Genomic DNA, 21,172 nt, shown 5'->3' with positions numbered 1-21,172 from the left:
AGAGCGGCTAATACCGCTGCAACTTCAAGTAAGAAGGCTAAGTTAAAATGTGAATATTCACATCCAACACATCATCCTTAATCACTTCACGGTGTTGATGCATATGTTCCATCTGCAAATGTAATTCCAGATGGTGAACACTTTGCCACTTTTCCAGCATGAAAATAGAATCCGGCGAGTTCTTTTGCCAGTCAAGCTGAGTCGGTACATCAATCATCGGTGCATAGCCAGCGCAACCTTCCTCTGCCAGCACAGCAGGTAGTAACGTCTCAATCGCGGCCAATACCGCCTGACGACGCCCCGGTTTGACTTTTATTTCTGCAAAAACGGTAATCATAACTGCCTCTGTTTGTGTCCGAGATACAATCAAACCGCCTGATTGTTAAAGTTATCGGCCAAATGCTGACGATAACGGCTGATATCGCCTTCAATGTCCGGTTGCTTAATCACATCATTACACATAAATGTTGGTAATGGTTTCATGCCAAGGAACTGGTTTGCTTTATGGAAATGCAGATAAACACCGTCAACACCGACACCTTCGAAGAACTGTTGCGGATCATTAAATGCTTCAAGTGGAGCATTCCACGTGACTGAAAGCATATATTTTTTACCCTGAATCAAACCACCGGAACCATAGCCCTTGGTGGCATCGGAACGGGTACGACCATCACTTTGATACAGGCGGCCATGACCTTCGGTAAAAACCTCATCAATATACTTTTTCATGATCCACGGCTCACCCATCCACCAGCCGGGCATTTGATAAATCACGGTATCTACCCACAGATATTTTCCAATTTCACTTTCAATATCATAGCCTTCATCAACGGTGGTGATTTCCACCTGATGGTTATTTTCACGCAGGAAAGCGGCAGCGACATTAGTGAGAGTGAGATTAAGCGCCCCTTTTGAGTGCGCAAACGCTTTCATTGCATTAATAATTAATACGTTACTCATTGATATTACCTTTAAGAGACGAAGAAGCGGGTGTCAGCCAATCATAATGATGAGTATGCTAATAGTTTTAACGCCAGAGAAAAATGAACCATAATGCATAACACTGTTGCTAAATAAGCAACAAAAGGGATGGATTAGTGCTTTCTTTACTGGGGTTAACATGGCCGCTACCAAGATGGAAAGAGTGAGATTATCTGTGGGCTGTGACAGTAACCCCGCAGATGAGGTACTATCGCGGGCAGAAATTGACAATGAACTTACGGTGCCGATCTGTTGAAGCCCAGCGATCGTCATTCCAGAGTCTGAGGATAATTGAGTAATGAGTGATTTGACTCATGACGGTGCAGAACGCTTACCGCTGCACACCTTTACTGAAAACGCCTATCTGAATTACTCCATGTACGTCATCATGGATCGGGCGTTGCCGTTTATCGGCGATGGTTTGAAACCGGTACAGCGGCGCATTGTCTACGCGATGTCCGAACTGGGGTTAAACAATAGCGCTAAATTCAAGAAGTCAGCCCGTACCGTGGGTGACGTGCTGGGTAAATATCATCCACACGGCGACAGCGCGTGTTATGAAGCGATGGTATTGATGGCGCAGCCTTTCTCCTATCGTTATCCGCTGGTGGATGGGCAGGGGAACTGGGGGGCACCGGATGACCCTAAATCGTTCGCAGCGATGCGTTATACCGAATCCCGCTTATCCAAATATGCAGAAGTACTATTGGGTGAGTTGGGGCAGGGAACTGTCGATTGGGTGCCGAACTTTGACGGCACCATGCAGGAGCCGAAAATGCTACCTGCGCGCCTGCCCAATATTTTGCTCAATGGTACTACCGGTATTGCGGTGGGCATGGCCACGGATATTCCGCCGCATAACGTGCGTGAGATTGCGCAGGCGGTGATTGCACTGATCGATAAACCGGCGACTTCCCTCGACGAGCTGCTGGAGTTCGTACAAGGGCCAGATTTCCCTACGGAAGCTGAAATCATAACTCCGCGTGATGAAATCCGTAAAATTTATCAAAATGGCCGTGGCTCGGTACGGATGCGTGCGCTGTGGAAAAAAGAAGACGGCAGCGCCGTGATTACAGCACTGCCGCATCAGGTTTCCGGGGCCAAAGTGTTGGAGCAGATTGCCAACCAGATGCGCGCCAAAAAATTGCCGATGGTTGAAGATTTGCGCGATGAATCTGACCATGAAAATCCGACTCGCCTGGTAATAGTTCCACGTACCAACCGGGTCGATCTGGATCAAGTGATGAACCACCTGTTCGCCACCACGGATCTGGAAAGAAGTTACCGCATCAATATGAACATGATCGGTTTGGACCACCGCCCGTCAGTAAAAGGGCTGCTAGAGATCCTGACCGAATGGCTGGTATTCCGCCGCCAAACTGTACGTAACCGATTGAATTACCGCCTGGAAAAAGTCCTCAAGCGGCTACATATTTTAGAAGGTTTATTAATAGCCTTCCTGAATATTGATGAAGTTATTCATATCATCCGAACTGAAGATGAGCCTAAGCCGCTGTTGATGCAGCATTTTTCTATTTCAGAGACACAAGCTGAAGCCATCCTCGAACTGAAACTTCGCCATTTAGCCAAGCTGGAAGAGGTGAAGATCCGTGGTGAGCAGGACGAATTAGCCAAAGAGCGCGATCAATTGCAGGCGTTGCTGGCCTCAGAGCGTAAACTTAATACCCTGATCAAAAAAGAAGATTCAGGCTGATGCTGCCGCTTATGGCGACGATCGCCGTTCACCGCTGACCGAACGCGGTGAAGCTAAAGCCATGAGTGAGCACGACATCGTGCCTTCTGAGCCGGTGACCATTGTGCTGTCTGAGATGGGCTGGGTGCGCAGTGCCAAAGGCCATGATATTGATCCGAGTGGATTAAGTTATAAAGCGGGTGACAGCTTCCGTGCCGCAGCGCGTGGTATGAGCAATCAGCCAGTGGTGTTTATTGACTCGACGGGGCGCAGTTATGCGTTAGATCCGCTGACATTGCCATCTGCCCGTGGGCAAGGGGAGCCGCTGACCGGTAAGCTGACACCGCCGCCGGGTGCGGCCATTGAACAGGTATTGATGGCTCCGGACGACCAAAAACTATTGATGGCATCAGACGCTGGCTACGGTTTCGTATGTACTTTCAATGATTTGGTTGCCAAAAACCGTGCGGGTAAGACGATGATTACTCTGCCGGAAAATGCCAAAGCGTTACCGCCATTAGAAATTCACGGGCCGGATGACATGCTGCTTTCCATCACTGCCGCTGGCAGGATGTTGATGTTCCCGGTTGCTGATTTGCCTGAGTTATCCAAGGGTAAAGGCAATAAGATTGTTTCGATTCCAGCAGCACAAGCTGCGGCGGGTGAGGATCGTCTGGCCTGGTTATTTGTCTTACCACCTCAGACGTCGGTTACTTTGCACTTTGGCAAACGTAAGCTAACCTTGCGGCCAGAAGATTTGCAGAAATTCCGTGCTGAACGTGGCCGGAAAGGTTCGCCGCTCCCACGCGGGTTGCAACGTATTGATCGGGTTGACATTGACGCGCCGCCACGGGTGATACCAACGGACAGTGAAGCGTAATATCATACATACCCAAAGCTATTGGCGTCGCCTTCAGGCATCAGCAGATAGAATGTAACAGACAACGCAGGCAATTTGCGGGCGTTGTCGCGTAACATAATTATGGCAAGGAATCTGCGCGGTATTTTACGTGTGAGCCGTTATACTAGCGTCGATTGCGTGTCTATGAGTAAGTGTTTAAGAGGTTGTTATGCTATTAATTTTACGCACGGTGCTGGCAGTTTTATATTGTATTCTGGTGTGTGTGTTTGGTTCGATTTATTGCCTGTTTAGGCCGCGAAACCCCCGTAATCTCGCGATATTTGCGCACCTGTTTGGCCGAATGTCAGTGCTATTTGGTATTACTGTCGAGCAGCGTATTCCGCAAGAGGCCGCCAACTACGGTACGTGTATTTATATTGCCAACCATCAGAACAACTACGATATGGTCACCATGTCGAATGTCGTTCAGTCTGGCACTGTGACAGTGGGTAAAAAAAGTCTGCTGTGGGTGCCCTTGTTTGGCCCGTTATACTGGCTGACGGGCAACCTGCTGATTGACCGCGACAATCGCGCCAAAGCGCATGGCACTATTGCACAAGTGGTTGAACAAGTTAAGAAAAGAAATGTCTCGATCTGGATGTTCCCGGAAGGCACCCGTAGCCGTGGCCGAGGTTTGCTGCCCTTTAAGACGGGGGCTTTTCATGCGGCTATCGCAGCGGGTGTACCTATCGTGCCTATTTGTGTTTCCAGCACTAATCACATCAACCTAAACCGTTGGTCAAATGGCAACGTTATTGTAGAAATTATGCCACCGGTTGATACCACCGGTTACAGTAAAGAGCGTGTTCGTGAGTTGTCCGAGCATTGCCGTAATTTGATGTTAGCCAAAATAGCGCAGTTGGATGCGGAAATCGCCCAGCAGGCACAACGAGCCGTCACAGAGAAGTAATCATTATCCCTCTGCGGGCAAGACACGGTGTTGGTTGGTCTCATTGATTATTATCATTAAAACAAGTTTTTGTTTCTTTTAAGCGACGCAAGTCGTGAGCGTTTTGCCGTCCTTCAGCGTTATTCGCAGTCAGGCAAAATTTTGCAGTAGGTTTGATTGTGGTTTTCACGGAGAAGATATGTCACTCAGTCGTCGCCAGTTCATTCAGGCTACGGGTTTAGCGTTAGGCGCAGGCTCGTTGCCATTGAGGGCACAGGCTAATAGTACCCAGCAACCCCCATTACCTGTTCCTCCGTTACTGGAATCCCGCCGTGGTCAGCCGCTTTTTTTGACTTTGCAGCGAGCGCACTGGGCATTTAGTCGCGGCCAGAAATCTGCTGTTTGGGGGATTAACGGCATGTATTTGGGGCCAACGGTTAGGGTGTATCGCGGTGACGACGTCAAGCTCATCTACAGTAACCGGCTGACGGAACCGGTATCAATGACAATCAGTGGGTTGCAAGTTCCCGGCACCCTGATGGGCGGGGCGGCACGCATGATTTCCCCTGGTGTAGATTGGTCACCAGTGCTACCCGTGCGTCAACCAGCAGCTACCTGCTGGTATCATGCCAACACGCCTAATCGCATGGCTCCTCATATCTATAACGGTCTGGCTGGGATGTGGCTGGTGGAGGATGAAGTCAGTAAAGCGATGCCGCTGCCGAGCCATTACGGTGTTGATGATTTCCCGATTATCATCCAGGACAAACGGCTCGATAGTTTTGGCGTGCCACAGTATGACCCGCCTGCCAAAGGTGGTTTTGTCGGCGACACCTTGTTGGTTAACGGCGCGCAAAGTCCGTTTGTTGAAGTCTCTCGTGGCTGGGTTCGGTTACGTTTACTGAACGCTTCTAACGCCCGCCGCTATACCTTGCAGCTCAGTGATGGTCGCCCTTTGCATGTTGTCGCCAGTGATCAGGGGTTCTTGCCTGCACCGGTCGCAGTACAACAACTCTCATTAGCACCGGGTGAACGGCGTGAAGTGGTGATTGATATGTCGCAAGGCAATGAAGTCTCCATCACGGCGGGCGAATCTGCCGGTATCATGGACAGGCTACGCGGGCTGTTCGAACCATCAAGTATTCTGATTTCTACTTTGGTACTGACATTAAAACCAACCGGTTTACTGCCACTGGTGACAGACAACCTCCCGATGCGCTTACTGGCGGATCAAATTTTGGACGGCAATGTGATCCGTTCCCGTGAATTCCGCTTGGGTGATGACCTGCCGGGAATTAATGGGGCCATTTGGGATATGAATCGGGTTGATGCTCAAGCGCAGCAAGGGACTTGGGAGCGCTGGACAATACATGCTGACATGCCACAAGCATTCCATATCCAGGGCGTTTCGTTTTTGGTGAAAAATGTGAATGGTGCGCCGGCGATGGCCGAGGATCGTGGCTGGAAGGATACCGTCTGGGTGGATGGAGATGTTGAGCTGCTGGTGTATTTCAATCAGGTTTCCTCTGAACACTTCCCATTCTTATTCTACAGCCAGACGCTGGAGATGGCAGATCGCGGTTCGGCTGGGCAGTTGGTGACACAGGCCATACCGAGCTAAGTTACGCGTGAATATTGGGTGTTTGGCGTTGCCCGCCAGATATCCAGTATTCAAAGACAGATAATTCTCCCATGCAGAAGAATTATCCTAAATTATTGATTTATATATAATATAGTCACAGTAACTGTTATTTTCTTACAACTAATAATAAATATCGAATGTATGCTCCGTTGGCGATGTATGCGATATCTATGCGCAATTAATCAGAATTAATGGAGCTACTCATGTTTAAGAAAATCTTGGTTTCTGTAATTTTTGCTACTGCGGTTGTCTCTTCTTTTGCTCAAGCAGCAGATCAGCAAACGGAACAGGCAAAAAAGAGTTTTGAAGAGCACTTGATCAAACCTTGCGCAGGCAAGAAGTCTGGTGATCAAGTTCAAGTGACAACGCCTCGCGGAGCAACCGTAATGGCAACCTGTAAAATGACAGCAGTAATCAATATTAAGTAATTGTTTCTATTCCCAAAAGGGCCACATAAATTGTGTTCCTTTTGGGAGCGTAACAGGTTCAATTATCGACTGACTCATCAAAGCGTTATTTTTCTAATACAGTAAAAAACTAAAAGCTGTCTATATCCTTCCTCTTTTCATGGATAAATGCGTATAATCGCCGCCCGGTGATGATTTCTTAACCCGAACCACCTCAACCTTCCCCAATTCAAAGAGTGTTGCCATGAGTACCAGCTTGATCCAGCCAGAGCGTGACCTATTTTCTTATCAGCCTTATTGGGCTGAATGCTATGGCACTGCGCCATTTTTACCGATGTCTCGAGCAGAAATGGACATTTTGGGCTGGGATAGCTGTGACATTATTGTGATTACCGGCGATGCTTATGTGGATCACCCCAGCTTTGGTATGGCTATCGTTGGCCGAATGTTGGAGGCTCAGGGATTTCGCGTCGGGATTATTGCCCAGCCAGATTGGACCAATAAAAACGATTTCATGCGCCTTGGCGAGCCAAATCTGTTCTTCGGGGTTACTGCGGGCAATATGGATTCGATGATTAACCGTTATACCGCGGATCGAAAATTGCGCCACGATGATGCTTACACACCGGATAACCAAAGTGGTAAGCGGCCAGATCGGGCCACATTGGTGTATAGCCAGCGCTGCAAAGAAGCCTATAGCCATGTGCCGGTACTGCTGGGGGGGATTGAGGCCAGCTTGCGTCGCATTGCTCATTATGATTATTGGTCGGATACCGTGCGCCGCTCGGTTATTGTGGATGCAAAAGCCGATATGCTGGTGTATGGCAATGGCGAGCGCCCTTTGGTTGAAGTCGCACACCGTCTGGCTGCGGGTGAGAAAATTGCTGATATTCAGGATGTTCGTAATACCGTTGTGATGCGTAAAACCGCATTACCGGGCTGGAGTGGTGTCGATTCAACGCGTCTGGACAAGCCGGGCCGTATTGAAGCGATCCCTAATCCTTATGGTGACGATCTGCCGTGCGCGACTGACAGCATTCCTGAACCGGATGCTAAGCCGATTACGGTGCGTGCGGCTAAACCCAAGCCGTGGGAGAAAACTTACGTTTTACTGCCTTCCTACGAAAAAGTGAAAGCAGACAAAGTGTTATATGCTCACACTTCGCGGATTTTGCATCATGAAACTAACCCCGGCTGTGCGCGGGCTTTGATGCAAAAACATGGAGATCGCTACATCTGGATCAATCCACCTGCTATTCCGCTGAGTACCGAAGAGATGGATAGCGTCTTTGCGCTACCTTATCAGCGTGTGCCGCATCCGTCCTATGGTAAGTCGCCGATACCCGCTTACGATATGATTCGCTTCTCAATCAATATTATGCGTGGCTGCTATGGTGGCTGTTCATTTTGCTCTATTACTGAGCATGAGGGGCGTATCATTCAGAGCCGTTCAGAAGACTCCATTATTCGTGAAATCGAAGAAATTCGCGACAAAGTTCCTGGTTTTACCGGTATTATCTCGGATCTGGGTGGCCCTACGGCAAACATGTATATGTTGCGCTGCCAGTCACCTCGGGCCGAGCAAACCTGTCGCCGTGCATCGTGCGTTTATCCTGAAATCTGCCAGCATATGGACACCAACCATCAACCGACCATTTCCCTGTATCGACGAGCGCGTGATCTGAAAGGAATTAAAAAGATCCTGATTGCATCTGGAGTGCGTTACGACTTGGCCGTTGAAGATCCACGTTATATCAAAGAGTTGGCGAGTCATCATGTCGGCGGCTACTTGAAAATTGCCCCAGAGCACACAGAGGAAGGGCCGCTTTCCAAAATGATGAAGCCGGGGATGGGCAGCTATCAGCGCTTTAAAGAGCTGTTTGACACCTATTCCAAACAAGCCGGAAAAGAGCAGTATTTGATCCCTTATTTCATCTCTGCCCATCCAGGGACGGAAGATAAAGACATGGTTAACCTGGCGCTTTGGCTGAAGAAAAACCGCTTCCGTTTGGATCAGGTGCAGAACTTCTATCCGTCGCCACTGGCTAACTCTACCACCATGTATTACACCGGTAAGAATCCGCTGGGGAAAGTGGATTATAAAAGTGAAGACGTTGTGGTGCCGAAGGGGGATCGCCAACGGCGGTTACATAAGGCGTTATTGCGCTACCACGATCCGGCTAACTGGCCGATGATCCGCAGTGCGTTGGAGGAGATGGGGCTGCAAAATCTGATTGGCAGCCGCCGTGAATGTTTGGTTCCAGCACCGACGCTGGAAGAGCAACGTGAAGCTCGCCGTGCGCTGCGCTATCATACGCCAGCGTTGACCAAGCACACCTCAATAACTCGCCAGCGTCAGCCGGGTGGCAAAACCAATACTGCGTCAACAGGCAGAAAGCCACTGGTTGCCAGTGGCACACCTGCGGCTAAACCGTCGGCAAACAAAGCCGGGGCGAAAAAATCCCCGCTAAATAGCGCGACAGCCGGAGCAAAGGGGAAAGCAAAACATCATTAAATGGATGTTAATAGCTTAAATTGCTGTTACCTACCTGATATTAGGCATCAGATCCGAAAGCATCCGGGTCTGGCCCCAGCCGCTTGCCGCTATCCAATTTAGCTATCGTCGTCAGTTCATCTTTGTGCAGTTTAAAATCAAACACGTCAAAGTTTTCTCTAATACGTGCTGGAGTCACGGATTTGGGGATAACAATCAACCCATTATCCAGATGCCAGCGAATGACAATCTGAGCCGGTGACTTATTATATTTGTGTGCCAATTGATGGATGATCGTTTGGTCAAATACCCCTTCTCCTCCCTGAGCCAGCGGGCTCCAGGATTCTGTCGCAATATGATGTGTGGCATTCCAGGAATGGAGTTGGCGCTGTTGCAGTAATGGGTGCAGCTCAATCTGATTCACCGACGGAGCGATACCAGTCTCATCAATCAGGCGTTGTAGATGTGGGATTTGGAAGTTACAGACGCCAACACTGCGAGCCAAGCCCTGTTCTTTCAATACGAGCAGCTCACGCCATGCGCTGACATAGCGATCCTGTTTTGGGTCCGGCCAATGGATCAAATAGAGATCGACATAATCGAGTTGCAGCTTTTCCAGGCTGGTTTCCAGAGCTTGCTTAGGTAAGTGCTGATCGTCATTCCACAGTTTGGTGGTGATAAACAGCTTTTCACGGACGATGCCTGCTGTTTTCAGCGCTTTACCGACACCTTCCTCATTTTTATAAATAGCTGCGGTATCAACTGACCGATAACCAACTTCAAGAGCGTTACTAACCGCAAATTGCGTTTCTTCAATACTCGCCTGCCAAACGCCAAGGCCGAGTTGTGGCATCAGGTTTCCATCGTGCAATTTGATAATGGGTTGTGTTGCCATGTCTATCTCCTTAGCTTACAGATTGGGCGATATATGCCCTGTTTACCGGTAATGTAAGTTTAGTCGTGATCATTCTATTTATGATCTTACTAGCGATTAATTATGTGTGTGAGAAGTATAAATATGTGCACAGATCCGCAGCCGATCTGCCACTGAGATATGAACAGCGCAATGCGTGGCGACAGGCTAAAGCCTAGCACTAAATGACGATAGCGCCTCTTTTGTAGTAGGCGAAAAGAGTAAATGAATATTGAATGGAAGGCATTCTGTTCGGTAATGCCTTCCATCCTGAAATGCATAAATTCATTCAGTCTTATGATTAGACCGCAGCTTCGTAAATACGTTTGCTATCGGCTAAAGTGATGTCTCTGTGTTCACCCAGTTGCGTCATGCCGTGTTCTTCCAGCTTTTTAATCAGATGCGGAATTGAGCTACCATCGAGTCCGTAGGCTGACAAGCGAGTAGCAATCCCCATGTCTTCGAAGAATTTGCGAGTGGCTTCAATCGCTGCCTCAATACGCTGCTCTTCACTACCGTCACGTAAGCCCCATACACGATCTGCGTATTGCAGTAATTTGGCGCGTTTCTGCTCTTTCTTCGCGGCCAGCAGCGCGGGTAGCACGACCGCCAGTGTTTGCGCGTGGTCAAGGCCATGACATGCTGTGAGTTCGTGCCCCAGCATATGGGTTGCCCAGTCTTGTGGCACTCCGGCACCAATCAGGCCGTTTAAAGCCATCGTAGCGCTCCACATAATATTGGCGCGAACATTATAGTTTTCTGGTTCGGCTAATGCCTTCGGGCCTTCTTCAATCAGCGTTAATAGCAACCCTTCAGCAAAGCGATCTTGCACTTTCGCATCAACCGGATAAGTCAAATATTGCTCAATGGTATGAATGAAAGCATCAACGACACCATTGGTTACCTGGCGCGATGGCAAAGTATAAGTGACAACGGGGTCCAGCACGGCAAATAGCGGTTGTACATGTGGTGAGAAGAAGTGTTGCTTGTCACCGGTGCTCCGGCGGCTGATTACCGCGCCATTGTTCGCTTCGGAGCCGGTCGCGGGTAGGGTTAGCACCGAACCCATTGGTAGCGCTTGCTTAATATCACGACCGGTCGTTTCCAGAATATGCCACGGATCTTGTGGATAACTAACGGCGGCTGCAATGAACTTGGTGCCATCCAGCACGGAGCCACCACCGACGGCCAGCAGGAAGTTAATTTTTTCTGTGCGGCAAACCTCAACGGCTTTCATTAGCGTTTCATAGGTTGGATTCGGTTCGATGCCGCCAAATTCGAGGAAATCAAAACCTTTTAATGCCTGATGGACTTGATCCAGCACGCCATTTTGTTTGATGCTGCCGCCGCCATAGGTAATTAAAATGCGAGCATTTGCGGGAATTTCTTTACTCAGTTGCGCTATTTGACCAGTACCGAACAGCACTTTAGTTGGGGTATGTAGGGTAAAGTTTTGCATGATTTGTCTTCCAGCTTATGAGTGATGAACATTGATGGTGAAATAAAAAATAAGAACAATGAATATTACCTTTCGACGCTACAGTTAATTGTAGCCGTATCATTGGTTGCCATTGTCGGCAACTTGGCGTGATACCTCAATGCACATTCCTGCCTTGCTCTTGCCTATTCCTCTAAATCTTTGTAGGAAACTTGATAAATCAGACATAATTTATGCCAGATTGATTTAGATGATAGTTTACTTCAGATAATAGAAGTTGGTAATTGGGTTACGGGGGGATGTACGCGAGAATAAAAACGGGCAGGAAGTTATTTTCCTGCCCGTTTAACGGATTGTCACTAAAGTTGATATCTTTTGCTTTCTATCGCTAACAATTAATTACTAATACTGATATCTACTTTCGCAGCTTGCCCATTAACAGTATAAATCTTGTTTAAATATGATGAGCCGGAGGGAACCACGTATCCGCATTCAGATATGCCATTATCCTGTGCTTTAGATTCCGTATACTTACCGGCACATAAGCCAGGTATATTGGTATTTATTTTACGTGCCAACTCAGTTGTCCAGCGATGACCGGCAGTGCGATACTCATTATCTGGCGTATAAGTGACTTCTTTATGCGTTCCATCTTCGAATGTGACCGCTAATCTAACTGTCTGACCAAGTTGGATTTTTGAACCAGAAATATAGCCAACTTCAAGATATTTATCGATAATTTTGGTGGTGTAAGTTGCAGGCCCGCCTTCAGTGGTATAAATATCGTTTAAATAGCTCGATCCCTTTTGGGCCATAAACTTACAGCTATTATCAGTCGTCACGTTGCTGGTAAGCACTCCAGCACAGGCCCCTTTTATTTTTTCATTAAACAAGGCGGTCAATTTTGCCGCCCAATGATGGGTGGGGTAATTATCTCTTCTATCGGGTGCATAAACCACGAATTGAGATGGATAACCTTCAACTTCAATATCTAACCGCGCCAGTTGGTTATCTTGCAGATCTGGGCCACTGACATTGCCTACTTTTTCCACAACGGAATCGGTTTTAGTGCTAATAAAGCTATTTTCTCAACCGGCAAACGTTCTTTGGCGGTGGCAATATCCACTGACTGAAACTCTTGAGTCACCACCGGCGTTTGATCAGCATAGCGATTATTTGCTTCTAAAAATTCACCGTGTGTACTACGCAAGGTGCTACTGATACGTTTAGCTGACTGGTCATCAGCGAGAAATAAATTATTGAAGACCACAAAGTTATTAGCATTAATGTACTTGTCATCGGTATCTGTAAAATTCTGCCAATAACCGATCATGGTATCTTGCAATGTATTGTTAAATATGAATGTATTATCCATATTTAATGTCTCGTTTCCATCATAGGGTCTGGCATTGAATTCGGTTTTGTTGAGATAATTACCAACAAAATAAAGATGCGATGCATTACGGAATTTCAAATTTCCGGCTGCATCAAGTGGCCAACCGCTGAAGTAATTATTGACAATTTCAACATTATTATATTGTTTTATATAGATGGCATGGTCTCTAGTCATGTTTTTAGAACATTTAGCTTTATCAGTTTCGCCATTAATATCTAAGCAATCCAGAGTATTACCCGAAACGATATTATTACGGAAAATAGAATTTTTTAACCCATCAGTCGCATACCAACCGGCGACAAAGTATCCTTGCTTATCTGAAACGGATAAATTATTTTCTTGGGCTGACCTTTTAATTTTATTAATTATATTAAAGGTGCCAATATCATAATAATTCATGGTCAAAAGCATATTTTCGTCAGAAATATCACCAATGACATTGTTCTCAACTTTTGTTTTAGTATTCCTGTAGGTGCTAATACCTAGCCCTGGATGGTTTTTATCCCGCAGGAAGACATTACCATGAATAGTAAAAGGATGATGTGATACAGTCAGTTGCTCTTTTTCAGATACTGTATTAATAAAGGCATTATTTGTGATTAATATATTTTTTTATTACCATAAAAATTAACTGTTGCATTATCAAAAATAATATTTTTTATTGTTAATTGATTGACAGGAATTCCGTAGGTTTTATTACCAATAGATATTGATCCATCCGGTTTTACACCGCGAAGTATCGTTACGCCAGACTCAGAACCCACCAAACTATTTTTTCATTCAATACGATATCGCTACCAATAAGATAGCTACCGGCTGGCAAGAATAGAGACTTGCCATCAGATAGCGCAGCACTGACTTCAGCTGATAGATCTATCCCTTGGTTAGGATTAATACCCAAGTCGGTGGAACATGTCAGTACAATACCGCTTAACGCTGGTATTGTTTCCCCCGCACAATTCTGGCCTACCGCATTGGCGCTGAATGATGTAATAGATAGCGCTCCTGTAATCATTAAGCTTAATAACGTTCTGGAATACTTCACTTCATTGCTTCCTTATCAAATAAATATAACGTATTTTTTCTGGCGGCCTCCAATCCTAAAATTCTCGATGAGCGTAATACCATGCCTATGGACTAGGGCATGTTCATAAATTCACGAAACGTTACGATAAGTGCTTACGTATATGTAAAACCGATCCAGAAAAATCATTTGATAGATAATAATTATATATTAATATTATTAATATCATAAAGCGATTATTAATGTTCTTTATTTGATCTATCTTATTGATTTATAATTGGTATTTATTATGAGCCGTACAGGCAGACAGGTATCGACTAAAACTCAATCTCTCTGTCGTCAATAGGCACATTCCTGCCTTGATCTTGCCTATTTATCCAAAATACTGTAGGAAACTCGATAAATAAGGCACAATCTATGTCAGATTATTCTGCAAAATATATGATAAGCCAGATTTCAGGCTGGCAGGGGAAATTGGGGGCATAATGGTTGAGGCTAATGATATTCAGGCGCAGATGGCCGCGAAGATTACCCGATTGGCTAAAGGCAATAGCGTAACGCCTTCAGCTGTACCGCGGGTAAAAGTTTTTTATTCCACGGTGCATCAACCGCGTACTCCGGTAATGTATACCCCGAGTGTGGTGATTATATTTCAGGGACATAAGGTGGGTTATCTGGGCAGTAAAGTGTTTCAGTATGACCCGAAAAATTATCTTATCCTGACGGTGCCGCTGCCATTTGAATGTGAAACTTTTGCCAGCCCTGAGATTCCACTGGCAGGAGTATCCATTCATATAGACAGCCAAATGCTACAGGATTTACTAATAGATATTGGTGATGATGAAGTGGGTAAACCTTTGGGCAATTCATCAGGTGTGAACTCTGCTGCCCTCACCAACGAGATGCTGTGTGCCACTGAACGGTTGCTGGATGTGATGTCCAAACCGCGCGATGCAAAAGTGCTCGGGCCACAAATTGTAAGAGAGATTATCTACTACGTGTTATGTGGCCAATGCGGCGGGGCATTGCAGGCGCTGGTTAACCGCCACGGGCACTTTAATCAAATCACCAAAACGTTACGGCGAATCGAAAACCATTTTGCAGATAACTTGACTGTTGAGCAGTTAGCCGCTGATGTCAATATGAGTATTTCTGCATTCCACCATAATTTCAAAGCCGTAACCAATACCTCACCGTTGCAATATCTTAAGTCTTATCGGCTGCATCGTGCACGGATGATGATGTTACATGATGGGCTAAAAGCCAGTACGGCTGCTATTAAAGTAGGATATGAGAGTGCATCACAGTTTAGCCGAGAATTTAAACGTTATTTCGGCCATACACCGAGTGAGGAAGTTGCCAAGTTGAGAACCAACTGATTGGTGATACCGTTTAATTTCAGCAACGAAACGGCGTATTGAACGCCGTTTTTGCTTGAATAACGGTAAGTATCGGGATCGGAAAGACCGCCTACTCTGTCACGCTTTTACGTTTGCACCACACTAAAATCAGTGTGCCGATCAAGCCTGCCAACAGTAACACGAGAGGCAAAATCATCAATACTGTCATTACCTGATTTTCATAGTGTTTAACGAGTGGAATATGGCTGAGGGCGAAGCCTAACCCAACGACGCTACCGACCCATAACAGCCCACTGAGCCAGTTAAAGAATTGAAACCGCGCACTATTCAGACCGGAGATACCGGCAAGCGTCGGCAGTAAGGTGCGTACAAATGCCAGAAAACGGCCAATGATCAGAGCCGCTAACCCGTGGCGCACAAAGAGGGTATGGGCGCGTTGCCGATACTGAAGAGGGAGCTGCAACAGCCACTTTTTGACCACTTTGGTATCCCCTAACCACAACCCTTGCAGGTAACTTAACCAACAGCCCAGGCTGGCTGCCGCGGTTAGAATGATTATCGTCGGCAAAAAGCTCATCACACCTTTGGCTATCAATGCTCCGGCTAATAACAGCAAGCTATCGCCGGGAAGAAAAGAGGCGGGGAGCAGGCCATTTTCTAAAAATAACGTGGTAAAAAGTATGCCGTAAATGACCCAAATCACATTGGGGTCTGCCAGTTTACTAAAATCCTGCTGCCAAAGGGCATGAAGGATTTCGCGTAATACATCCATTTCTCTTCCTGTGTGCCTATCGTGTGAGGATATCGTTGGTCGGAACTGCTGCTAGTGTATCTGCAATGGCGCCAATCCACATTGATCTTATCCTCATTAACCAAATTTTTGCGGGGCTATATACGTGCGGTTGATGTTTTTATGTAAGCAGTAATAAATGCGCGGGGAGTGTTGCCGCGCATTCAAGGTATTTGCTGCTTAGTTTTTGGCGCTTTGGATACGTTCAAATCCAGCAGCTAAATCACTCTGCAAGTCTTGCACATTCTCCAGACCAATATGTAGGCGAATTAATGTTCCTTTGATGTCAGCACGGTCATATTTGCGTATAGCTCGGATGTCTTTGGGTTGATAGCCTAAAATCAATGATTCAAAACCGCCCCATGAGAAGGCCATACTGAAGTGAGTGAAGTTATCAAGATAAGCCTCGAGCTGCTGCTGGCTCAATGTTTCTTTTAACTCGAACGAAAATAAACCATTACAACCATTGAAGTCCCGTTTATAGAACTCATGACCTTTGCAATCGGGCAATGCCGGGTGGTAAACCGCCGCGACTTCAGGGCGTTGAGCGAGCCACTGGGCAATCTCGAGACTGCTTTTCTCATGCTGTTTCAGCCGGACGCCTAAAGTACGCAAGCCGCGGCTGGCAAGATAGGCGGTATCCGCATCAACCATTTGCCCCATCAGATAAGAGTCTTCCCGCAGTTGCTCCCAACAGCGGGCATTGGCAACCGCTATCCCCAGCATGGCATCGGAATGGCCAATAATATATTTCGTTCCTGATTGGATAGATATATCGATATCAAAATCCAGCGCTTTAAACAGCACACCTGCCGCCCAGGTATTGTCCATCATGATAATCACTTCCGGCGCAACCCCACGGATAGCGTTCACTATTGCGGGAATATCTTGTATTTCCATCGTGATGGAGCCGGGAGATTCAAGAAATACCACGCGAGTTGCCGGCGTGATGAGGGAGGCTATCTCAGCCCCAATCATCGGATCAAAATAGGTGGTAGTGACATTTAGACGCGATAAAATTTTGTCGCAGAAACTCTGTGCTGGCTCATAAGCTGAACCGGTCATCAGCACATGGTCGCCTGCGGAGACAAACGATAAAATCGCATTGCTGATCGCGGCGGCTCCACAAGGATAGAGCACACAACCCGCTCCGCCTTCCAGCTCAGTCATTGCTTCTTGTAAGGAGAAGTGGGTCAGCGTGCCTCTGCGGCCATAAAACAGTTCACCTTTTCCGCGATTGATGGTGGCCTGTTTTTTCGCTTCAAGTGAGACGAAAACGATCGATGATGCCCGTTGGATCACGCTATTCACCGAGCCTTGGGTGAATTTCTTACGTCTACCCGCAGTCACTAATGTAGTTTCCAGCTTTTCTGTGCTTTTTTTGTTTGCAGACATATAGCGTTGTCACCTTTTTATAAGCCTGGCCTATCGTTCATTAGCCAGATGCATTTTGGGATATATTCCTTACGTTAGCATGATGGTTGTTGTGTGGGGGCTGCTTTCATCATGAAAAAAACTAAAGAGGGTGACCCGCTGTTTTCCACCGGTTAGCGTTGGAGAAATTCTGTTTAAGCCGTGAAACGAGGAATATATTAAGGAATAAAAAATGAGTTATTCAGCTCAATCAATGACTTCTTATCCTCATATTTCATATGACTTCTGTTACACGGCGGAAGTTATTATCTATTCCATTAGGTTACACAATTGTTTCATCAGGAATAATTAGTCAATTTGCTTAAAAAATCAGCCCAAATACTAATGATAATTACTATCAATCCGCCATTTGTTTGATATGATCAGCAACTGATTTGGTCTTTAAATTGCAATATACATTAGGGTGGAGGCACAGCGTGAAAATAGCTGGCAAAGAAATTAAAGATAAATCATTCGCACAGAATCGGATGATAAAAGGTGCGATGGCACTGTTACTGGTGGCCGGTTTAATCGGTCAGGTACAGGCCGCACCGGGTAATAGCAACAGCATTGCTACCACAGTTGCCGCACCAACAGCGGCAACTTCAACACCATTACCTGCACCAGAGATTACATCAGCCGAGGCAATCGCACCGGCAAGCCCGGCACCGATGATTCAATCTGTGCCACAAGGGTTGGCGATGGACTTATCTGTCTGGGGTATGTATCAGCACGCAGACGTTGTGGTTAAAGGGGTAATGATTGGTTTGGTGTTAGCATCCATCGTGACCTGGACCATTCTGTTCTCAAAAGGCACTGAATTGTTCCGCGCGCGCCGCCGTTTGCAGCAAGAACACGAAGTGATTGGTGCGGTTACCGATCTTGATACTGCTTCAGAACGTGCTGAGGCGTTTACCGCAGATAGCATCAGCGGATTGCTACTGCGTGAAGCACAAAATGAGCGTCTGCTATCGGCAGAGTCTGACGACAATAATGGTATTAAAGAACGTACCGCGTTTCGTTTAGAACGCCGCGTGGCGGCAATTGGCCGACAAATGGGCAAAGGCAATGGTTTCTTGGCTACGATCGGTGCCATCTCACCATTTGTCGGCTTGTTCGGTACGGTTTGGGGCATTATGAACAGCTTTATCGGTATTGCTCATTCACAAACGACCAATTTGGCTGTCGTCGCTCCGGGTATCGCTGAAGCTCTGCTGGCAACCGCATTAGGTTTGGTTGCGGCAATCCCAGCGGTCGTTATCTACAACATTTTTGCCCGCTTGATTGGCAGCTACCGCGCTCAAGTAGGGGATGTTGCGGCTCAGGTGTTACTGCTGTTGAGCCGTGATCTGGATTTGTGCAGCAGTGCAGAAGCAAAGTCATCATCAAAACATCCTCACCAATTGCGTGCGGGGTAATTTATGGCCATGCGGATGAATGACAACCTCGATGAAAGCGGTGAATTGCACGAAATTAATGTAACCCCCTTTATCGATGTGATGCTGGTGCTGTTGATTATCTTTATGGTGGCGGCACCATTAGCAACGGTAGATATTAAAGTCGATTTACCTGCATCCTCTGCGGTGCCACAACCACGGCCAGAGAAACCGGTATTTCTGACAGTTAAAGCTGATAACCAGTTGTTCGTCGGTGACCAGTCGGTGGATCGCGACTCACTGGCTGCTATGCTGGACAAGGCGACTCACTCTAATAAAGAAACCACCATCTTCTTCCAGGCAGATAAAGTGGTGGATTATGAGACACTGATGAGTGTGATGGATGCACTGCGTAAATCGGGTTATCTCAAGGTTGGATTAGTCGGAATGGAAGCGGGCGGTGCAAAATAGTCTGCAACAGGTGCGGTTGTGACAACCGCGCCTGACATTAATTCTTAGGGATATTGCGGCCCACCTCACTGGCTTCTATTGTCCCTAATGCTTGCCGTAGGTCAGCTTCCAGTTCATGGGCATTTTGCGCCTCATAATAATTCCTCTTACCGACGCAGTCTTCCCACTTAATCTCTTTAACGGTATACGCAATGCCAATAAATACCATTCTGATATTATTTTCCTTTATTCTTTCACACATGCCTTTTTCTATAAGTGTTTTGGTTATTTTCTCTTGAGTAAGGTCTGAAGAAATTTCCTGATCATTACCATCAGAGATAATAATCATTAGTTTATCTTTATTCTTACTGTCTTTTCTAAATATGTCATTCGCAACTAATATTCCTGAACTTATTAATGTCAACCCATTGACCTCATGTTCTATATTTTCTTGAATATTATCATTTGTTATATCATCAGATCTTAAAGTGTAGGCATCAGAACCTTTTAAACAAAAAGAACTAGGTTTAATGTCATCTATAGGTATGTTAATAAAGTTATAATTTGCAGTTATAGACTTAATGGTTTCATCATAATCAATATTGTTTTTTACCGCGTCGGTCAATTCTTTCGCTGGGTTATAACTTTTTAAATCTCCCAGATAATAGCTAGGTGGCATGGGTGTTTTAGGAACAAAAGGAAAGTGACAATATATTTTTCTATGTATACCTTTCCCGATTATCTTCTTCGTTCCCCATGAAAAAGGAACAAATCCAATAGTGTGAGTATTATTATTTTTCAATATAGTATTATTTAAATCTTCAAATATTCTTCTTAATTCTTGTATTTTAGTTGTTTTTTTTTCATCACCAAAATTACCATCCATTGAGACGGAGTAATCCACGACAAAAACCACATCAGTTATTTCTCCAGGCGATGTGAATTTATTCTTTATGGCTACACCATTATCTGACACGATAATTCTTCTATCAATATTAGTAATAAGTTCTTTGGTCAAGAATTTAGGTGTATAATTCAGGGTGGTTGCTGCCCGATATTCTATATAATTGGGGTGAGAAATGATATCAATCACCGGAGCAGAGAAGCTTTCAGATGGAAGGTAAGCTCTAGCATAAGCATTTACCAATGAAATATTCTTCTCAGTTTGAGTCTCATCTGGATTATTAGTGTTATTCTCTATTGTTAGTGCTAATGTTGCTTGCTCAATAGCATCTGAAAGCTTAGCTGCTTTTTGCAAATAATGTGAAATCTCAAAAGATAAGTATAATAGCCCAATAAAAAGTGGTAGAAATATAATAAATGGCCATAAAATGGCACCTATTTCATCTTTTATAAATATTCCCACTGAATATTGTTTAAAACGAACAGCCTTATTCTTGAACATAAATTCCCTTTAATCATGGATTATCTAATCAGTATTCCTGACTGATGATCGTTCGATAGTTATAGCAGATGATGTCATCGTGGGAATTGTTCCTCCCAGGCGATACCACTCAGGTGCAGGTAAGCATAATGTCACCTGATATAGCGGCATCCAGCGGCCACGATTACTGTAGGGCGATAAATTGGCCATTTCACGTAATGATCTGGCTGGGTGACAGGTTCCGACGCTAAGTTCCAAGCTATGAGCATTATCGATAGTTTTATCCCCAGATGCAGCAGAACTTACTGGGTTAAAATGTAATGTTTCTATAGTTATCGCCAGATCTCTAGCAGATACACCTGAACCGGATAGCATGTGGTTCGCTAAACTTGCTAACTCATTAACGTTATTTTGTGTTAATAGAGTGCTGTTATCATATAATCTCTCTCGTTCCCGTACGATTCCAGCAATTGAATATGAAATACGATCTAATTTACCGACAGTTGACTGGTATTGTGTTATTGAAATCAATAATTTAATAAGTAGTGCAATAATTGAAACAACAAGTATAAACTCGATAATAATCTGACCGTTATTGTTCTTTATAAAATTATTATAAT

At 45.7% G+C, this 21,172-nt stretch carries 17 protein-coding genes and 2 pseudogenes; 8 read left to right on the top strand and 11 right to left on the bottom strand.

The annotated features are described in order from the left end of the window. Positions 1 to 37 precede the first annotated feature (37 nt). Both YALDO0001_RS11065 and YALDO0001_RS11060 read right to left on the bottom strand, forming a co-directional pair. Complete coding sequence (locus YALDO0001_RS11065; RefSeq protein ID WP_004703120.1) at positions 38 to 337, bottom strand: putative quinol monooxygenase; 300 nt, start codon at positions 335 to 337, stop codon at positions 38 to 40. Between the two features lie 29 nt (positions 338 to 366). Then, a complete protein-coding gene (locus YALDO0001_RS11060) occupies positions 367 to 960 on the bottom strand; it encodes an NAD(P)H-dependent oxidoreductase (RefSeq protein WP_004703118.1) in 594 nt (197 codons plus the stop codon). A gap of 319 nt (positions 961 to 1,279) precedes the next feature. On the opposite strand from YALDO0001_RS11060, the pseudogene parC reads away from it, so the two are divergent. The 5 genes and pseudogenes from parC (at position 1,280) to YALDO0001_RS11035 (ending at position 9,028) form a co-directional block, all read left to right on the top strand. Then, positions 1,280 to 3,554: pseudogene (gene parC / locus YALDO0001_RS11055) on the top strand (DNA topoisomerase IV subunit A). Between the two features lie 190 nt (positions 3,555 to 3,744). Next, complete coding sequence (locus YALDO0001_RS11050; RefSeq protein ID WP_004703113.1) at positions 3,745 to 4,485, top strand: 1-acylglycerol-3-phosphate O-acyltransferase; 741 nt, start codon at positions 3,745 to 3,747, stop codon at positions 4,483 to 4,485. Between the two features lie 178 nt (positions 4,486 to 4,663). Continuing rightward, positions 4,664 to 6,085: a cell division protein FtsP gene (gene ftsP / locus YALDO0001_RS11045; RefSeq protein WP_004703109.1), complete on the top strand. Its 1,422-nt coding sequence runs from the start codon at positions 4,664 to 4,666 to the stop codon at positions 6,083 to 6,085. A gap of 224 nt (positions 6,086 to 6,309) precedes the next feature. Then, positions 6,310 to 6,534 (top strand): hypothetical protein, encoded by a 225-nt coding sequence (locus YALDO0001_RS11040; RefSeq protein ID WP_004703107.1) that lies wholly within the window; start codon positions 6,310 to 6,312, stop codon positions 6,532 to 6,534. A 223-nt stretch (positions 6,535 to 6,757) separates the two neighbouring features. Then, positions 6,758 to 9,028, top strand: coding sequence for a YgiQ family radical SAM protein (locus YALDO0001_RS11035; RefSeq protein ID WP_004703105.1), 2,271 nt, complete (start codon positions 6,758 to 6,760; stop codon positions 9,026 to 9,028). A gap of 40 nt (positions 9,029 to 9,068) precedes the next feature. Here YALDO0001_RS11035 and dkgA read toward each other — a convergent pair whose 3' ends face one another. From dkgA to YALDO0001_RS21935, 5 genes are all read right to left on the bottom strand, one after another. Beyond that, complete coding sequence (dkgA, locus tag YALDO0001_RS11030; RefSeq protein ID WP_004703102.1) at positions 9,069 to 9,902, bottom strand: 2,5-didehydrogluconate reductase DkgA; 834 nt, start codon at positions 9,900 to 9,902, stop codon at positions 9,069 to 9,071. A 319-nt stretch (positions 9,903 to 10,221) separates the two neighbouring features. Further along, complete coding sequence (gene yqhD, locus YALDO0001_RS11025) at positions 10,222 to 11,379, bottom strand: alcohol dehydrogenase (protein ID WP_004703098.1); 1,158 nt, start codon at positions 11,377 to 11,379, stop codon at positions 10,222 to 10,224. A gap of 374 nt (positions 11,380 to 11,753) precedes the next feature. After that, positions 11,754 to 12,410: a hypothetical protein gene (locus YALDO0001_RS21945; protein ID WP_042839828.1), complete on the bottom strand. Its 657-nt coding sequence runs from the start codon at positions 12,408 to 12,410 to the stop codon at positions 11,754 to 11,756. Next, positions 12,398 to 13,153, bottom strand: coding sequence for a hypothetical protein (locus tag YALDO0001_RS21940; protein ID WP_004703095.1), 756 nt, complete (start codon positions 13,151 to 13,153; stop codon positions 12,398 to 12,400). Before YALDO0001_RS21940 ends, YALDO0001_RS21945 begins: the two co-directional genes overlap by 13 nt. A gap of 343 nt (positions 13,154 to 13,496) precedes the next feature. Beyond that, complete coding sequence (locus YALDO0001_RS21935; RefSeq protein ID WP_042839824.1) at positions 13,497 to 13,799, bottom strand: hypothetical protein; 303 nt, start codon at positions 13,797 to 13,799, stop codon at positions 13,497 to 13,499. Positions 13,800 to 14,263: 464 nt separating this feature from the next. Here YALDO0001_RS21935 and YALDO0001_RS11005 point away from each other — a divergent pair, with 464 nt between their 5' ends. After that, on the top strand, positions 14,264 to 15,157 hold the full coding sequence (locus tag YALDO0001_RS11005) for an AraC family transcriptional regulator (protein WP_004703092.1): 894 nt from the start codon (positions 14,264 to 14,266) through the stop codon (positions 15,155 to 15,157). Positions 15,158 to 15,248: 91 nt separating this feature from the next. On the opposite strand, the gene YALDO0001_RS11000 is transcribed toward YALDO0001_RS11005, so the two are convergent. Then, the gene (locus YALDO0001_RS11000; protein WP_004703090.1) at positions 15,249 to 15,911 is read right to left on the bottom strand and encodes a DedA family protein; all 663 of its coding nucleotides are present in this window, start codon (positions 15,909 to 15,911) and stop codon (positions 15,249 to 15,251) included. Positions 15,912 to 16,109: 198 nt separating this feature from the next. Then, complete coding sequence (gene metC, locus YALDO0001_RS10995; RefSeq protein ID WP_004703088.1) at positions 16,110 to 17,324, bottom strand: cystathionine beta-lyase; 1,215 nt, start codon at positions 17,322 to 17,324, stop codon at positions 16,110 to 16,112. Between the two features lie 455 nt (positions 17,325 to 17,779). On the opposite strand from metC, the gene exbB reads away from it, so the two are divergent. After that, positions 17,780 to 18,760 (top strand): tol-pal system-associated acyl-CoA thioesterase, encoded by a 981-nt coding sequence (gene exbB / locus YALDO0001_RS10990; protein ID WP_004703086.1) that lies wholly within the window; start codon positions 17,780 to 17,782, stop codon positions 18,758 to 18,760. A gap of 3 nt (positions 18,761 to 18,763) precedes the next feature. Further along, entirely contained in the window at positions 18,764 to 19,189 is a 426-nt protein-coding gene (gene exbD, locus YALDO0001_RS10985) for a TonB system transport protein ExbD (RefSeq protein ID WP_004703077.1), read from the top strand. Positions 19,190 to 19,226: 37 nt separating this feature from the next. Here the strand turns inward: exbD and YALDO0001_RS10980 are convergent, their stop codons facing one another. Together YALDO0001_RS10980 and tadF are read right to left on the bottom strand one after the other, a co-directional pair. Then, on the bottom strand, positions 19,227 to 20,573 hold the full coding sequence (locus YALDO0001_RS10980) for a TadE/TadG family type IV pilus assembly protein (RefSeq protein WP_004703072.1): 1,347 nt from the start codon (positions 20,571 to 20,573) through the stop codon (positions 19,227 to 19,229). 24 nt (positions 20,574 to 20,597) lie between these two features. Continuing rightward, a pseudogene (tadF, locus tag YALDO0001_RS22535) lies at positions 20,598 to 21,152 on the bottom strand (tight adherence pilus pseudopilin TadF); the annotation flags it as partial. Positions 21,153 to 21,172: the final 20 nt, after the last annotated feature.

Origin of the sequence: Yersinia aldovae ATCC 35236, from assembly GCF_000173735.1 — a bacterium.
Classification (GTDB): domain Bacteria; phylum Pseudomonadota; class Gammaproteobacteria; order Enterobacterales; family Enterobacteriaceae; genus Yersinia; species Yersinia aldovae.
This window is presented reverse-complemented; position numbering and strand designations above follow the sequence as displayed.

Coding starts and splice junctions, on each gene's coding strand:
- YALDO0001_RS11065 (WP_004703120.1), bottom strand. CDS start 337: ATGATTACCGTTTTTGCAGAAATAAAAGTCAAACCGGGGCGTCGTCAG.
- YALDO0001_RS11060 (WP_004703118.1), bottom strand. CDS start 960: ATGAGTAACGTATTAATTATTAATGCAATGAAAGCGTTTGCGCACTCA.
- YALDO0001_RS11050 (WP_004703113.1), top strand. CDS start 3,745: ATGCTATTAATTTTACGCACGGTGCTGGCAGTTTTATATTGTATTCTG.
- ftsP (WP_004703109.1), top strand. CDS start 4,664: ATGTCACTCAGTCGTCGCCAGTTCATTCAGGCTACGGGTTTAGCGTTA.
- YALDO0001_RS11040 (WP_004703107.1), top strand. CDS start 6,310: ATGTTTAAGAAAATCTTGGTTTCTGTAATTTTTGCTACTGCGGTTGTC.
- YALDO0001_RS11035 (WP_004703105.1), top strand. CDS start 6,758: ATGAGTACCAGCTTGATCCAGCCAGAGCGTGACCTATTTTCTTATCAG.
- dkgA (WP_004703102.1), bottom strand. CDS start 9,902: ATGGCAACACAACCCATTATCAAATTGCACGATGGAAACCTGATGCCA.
- yqhD (WP_004703098.1), bottom strand. CDS start 11,379: ATGCAAAACTTTACCCTACATACCCCAACTAAAGTGCTGTTCGGTACT.
- YALDO0001_RS21940 (WP_004703095.1), bottom strand. CDS start 13,153: ATGAATTATTATGATATTGGCACCTTTAATATAATTAATAAAATTAAA.
- YALDO0001_RS11005 (WP_004703092.1), top strand. CDS start 14,264: ATGGTTGAGGCTAATGATATTCAGGCGCAGATGGCCGCGAAGATTACC.
- YALDO0001_RS11000 (WP_004703090.1), bottom strand. CDS start 15,911: ATGGATGTATTACGCGAAATCCTTCATGCCCTTTGGCAGCAGGATTTT.
- metC (WP_004703088.1), bottom strand. CDS start 17,324: ATGTCTGCAAACAAAAAAAGCACAGAAAAGCTGGAAACTACATTAGTG.
- exbD (WP_004703077.1), top strand. CDS start 18,764: ATGGCCATGCGGATGAATGACAACCTCGATGAAAGCGGTGAATTGCAC.
- YALDO0001_RS10980 (WP_004703072.1), bottom strand. CDS start 20,573: ATGTTCAAGAATAAGGCTGTTCGTTTTAAACAATATTCAGTGGGAATA.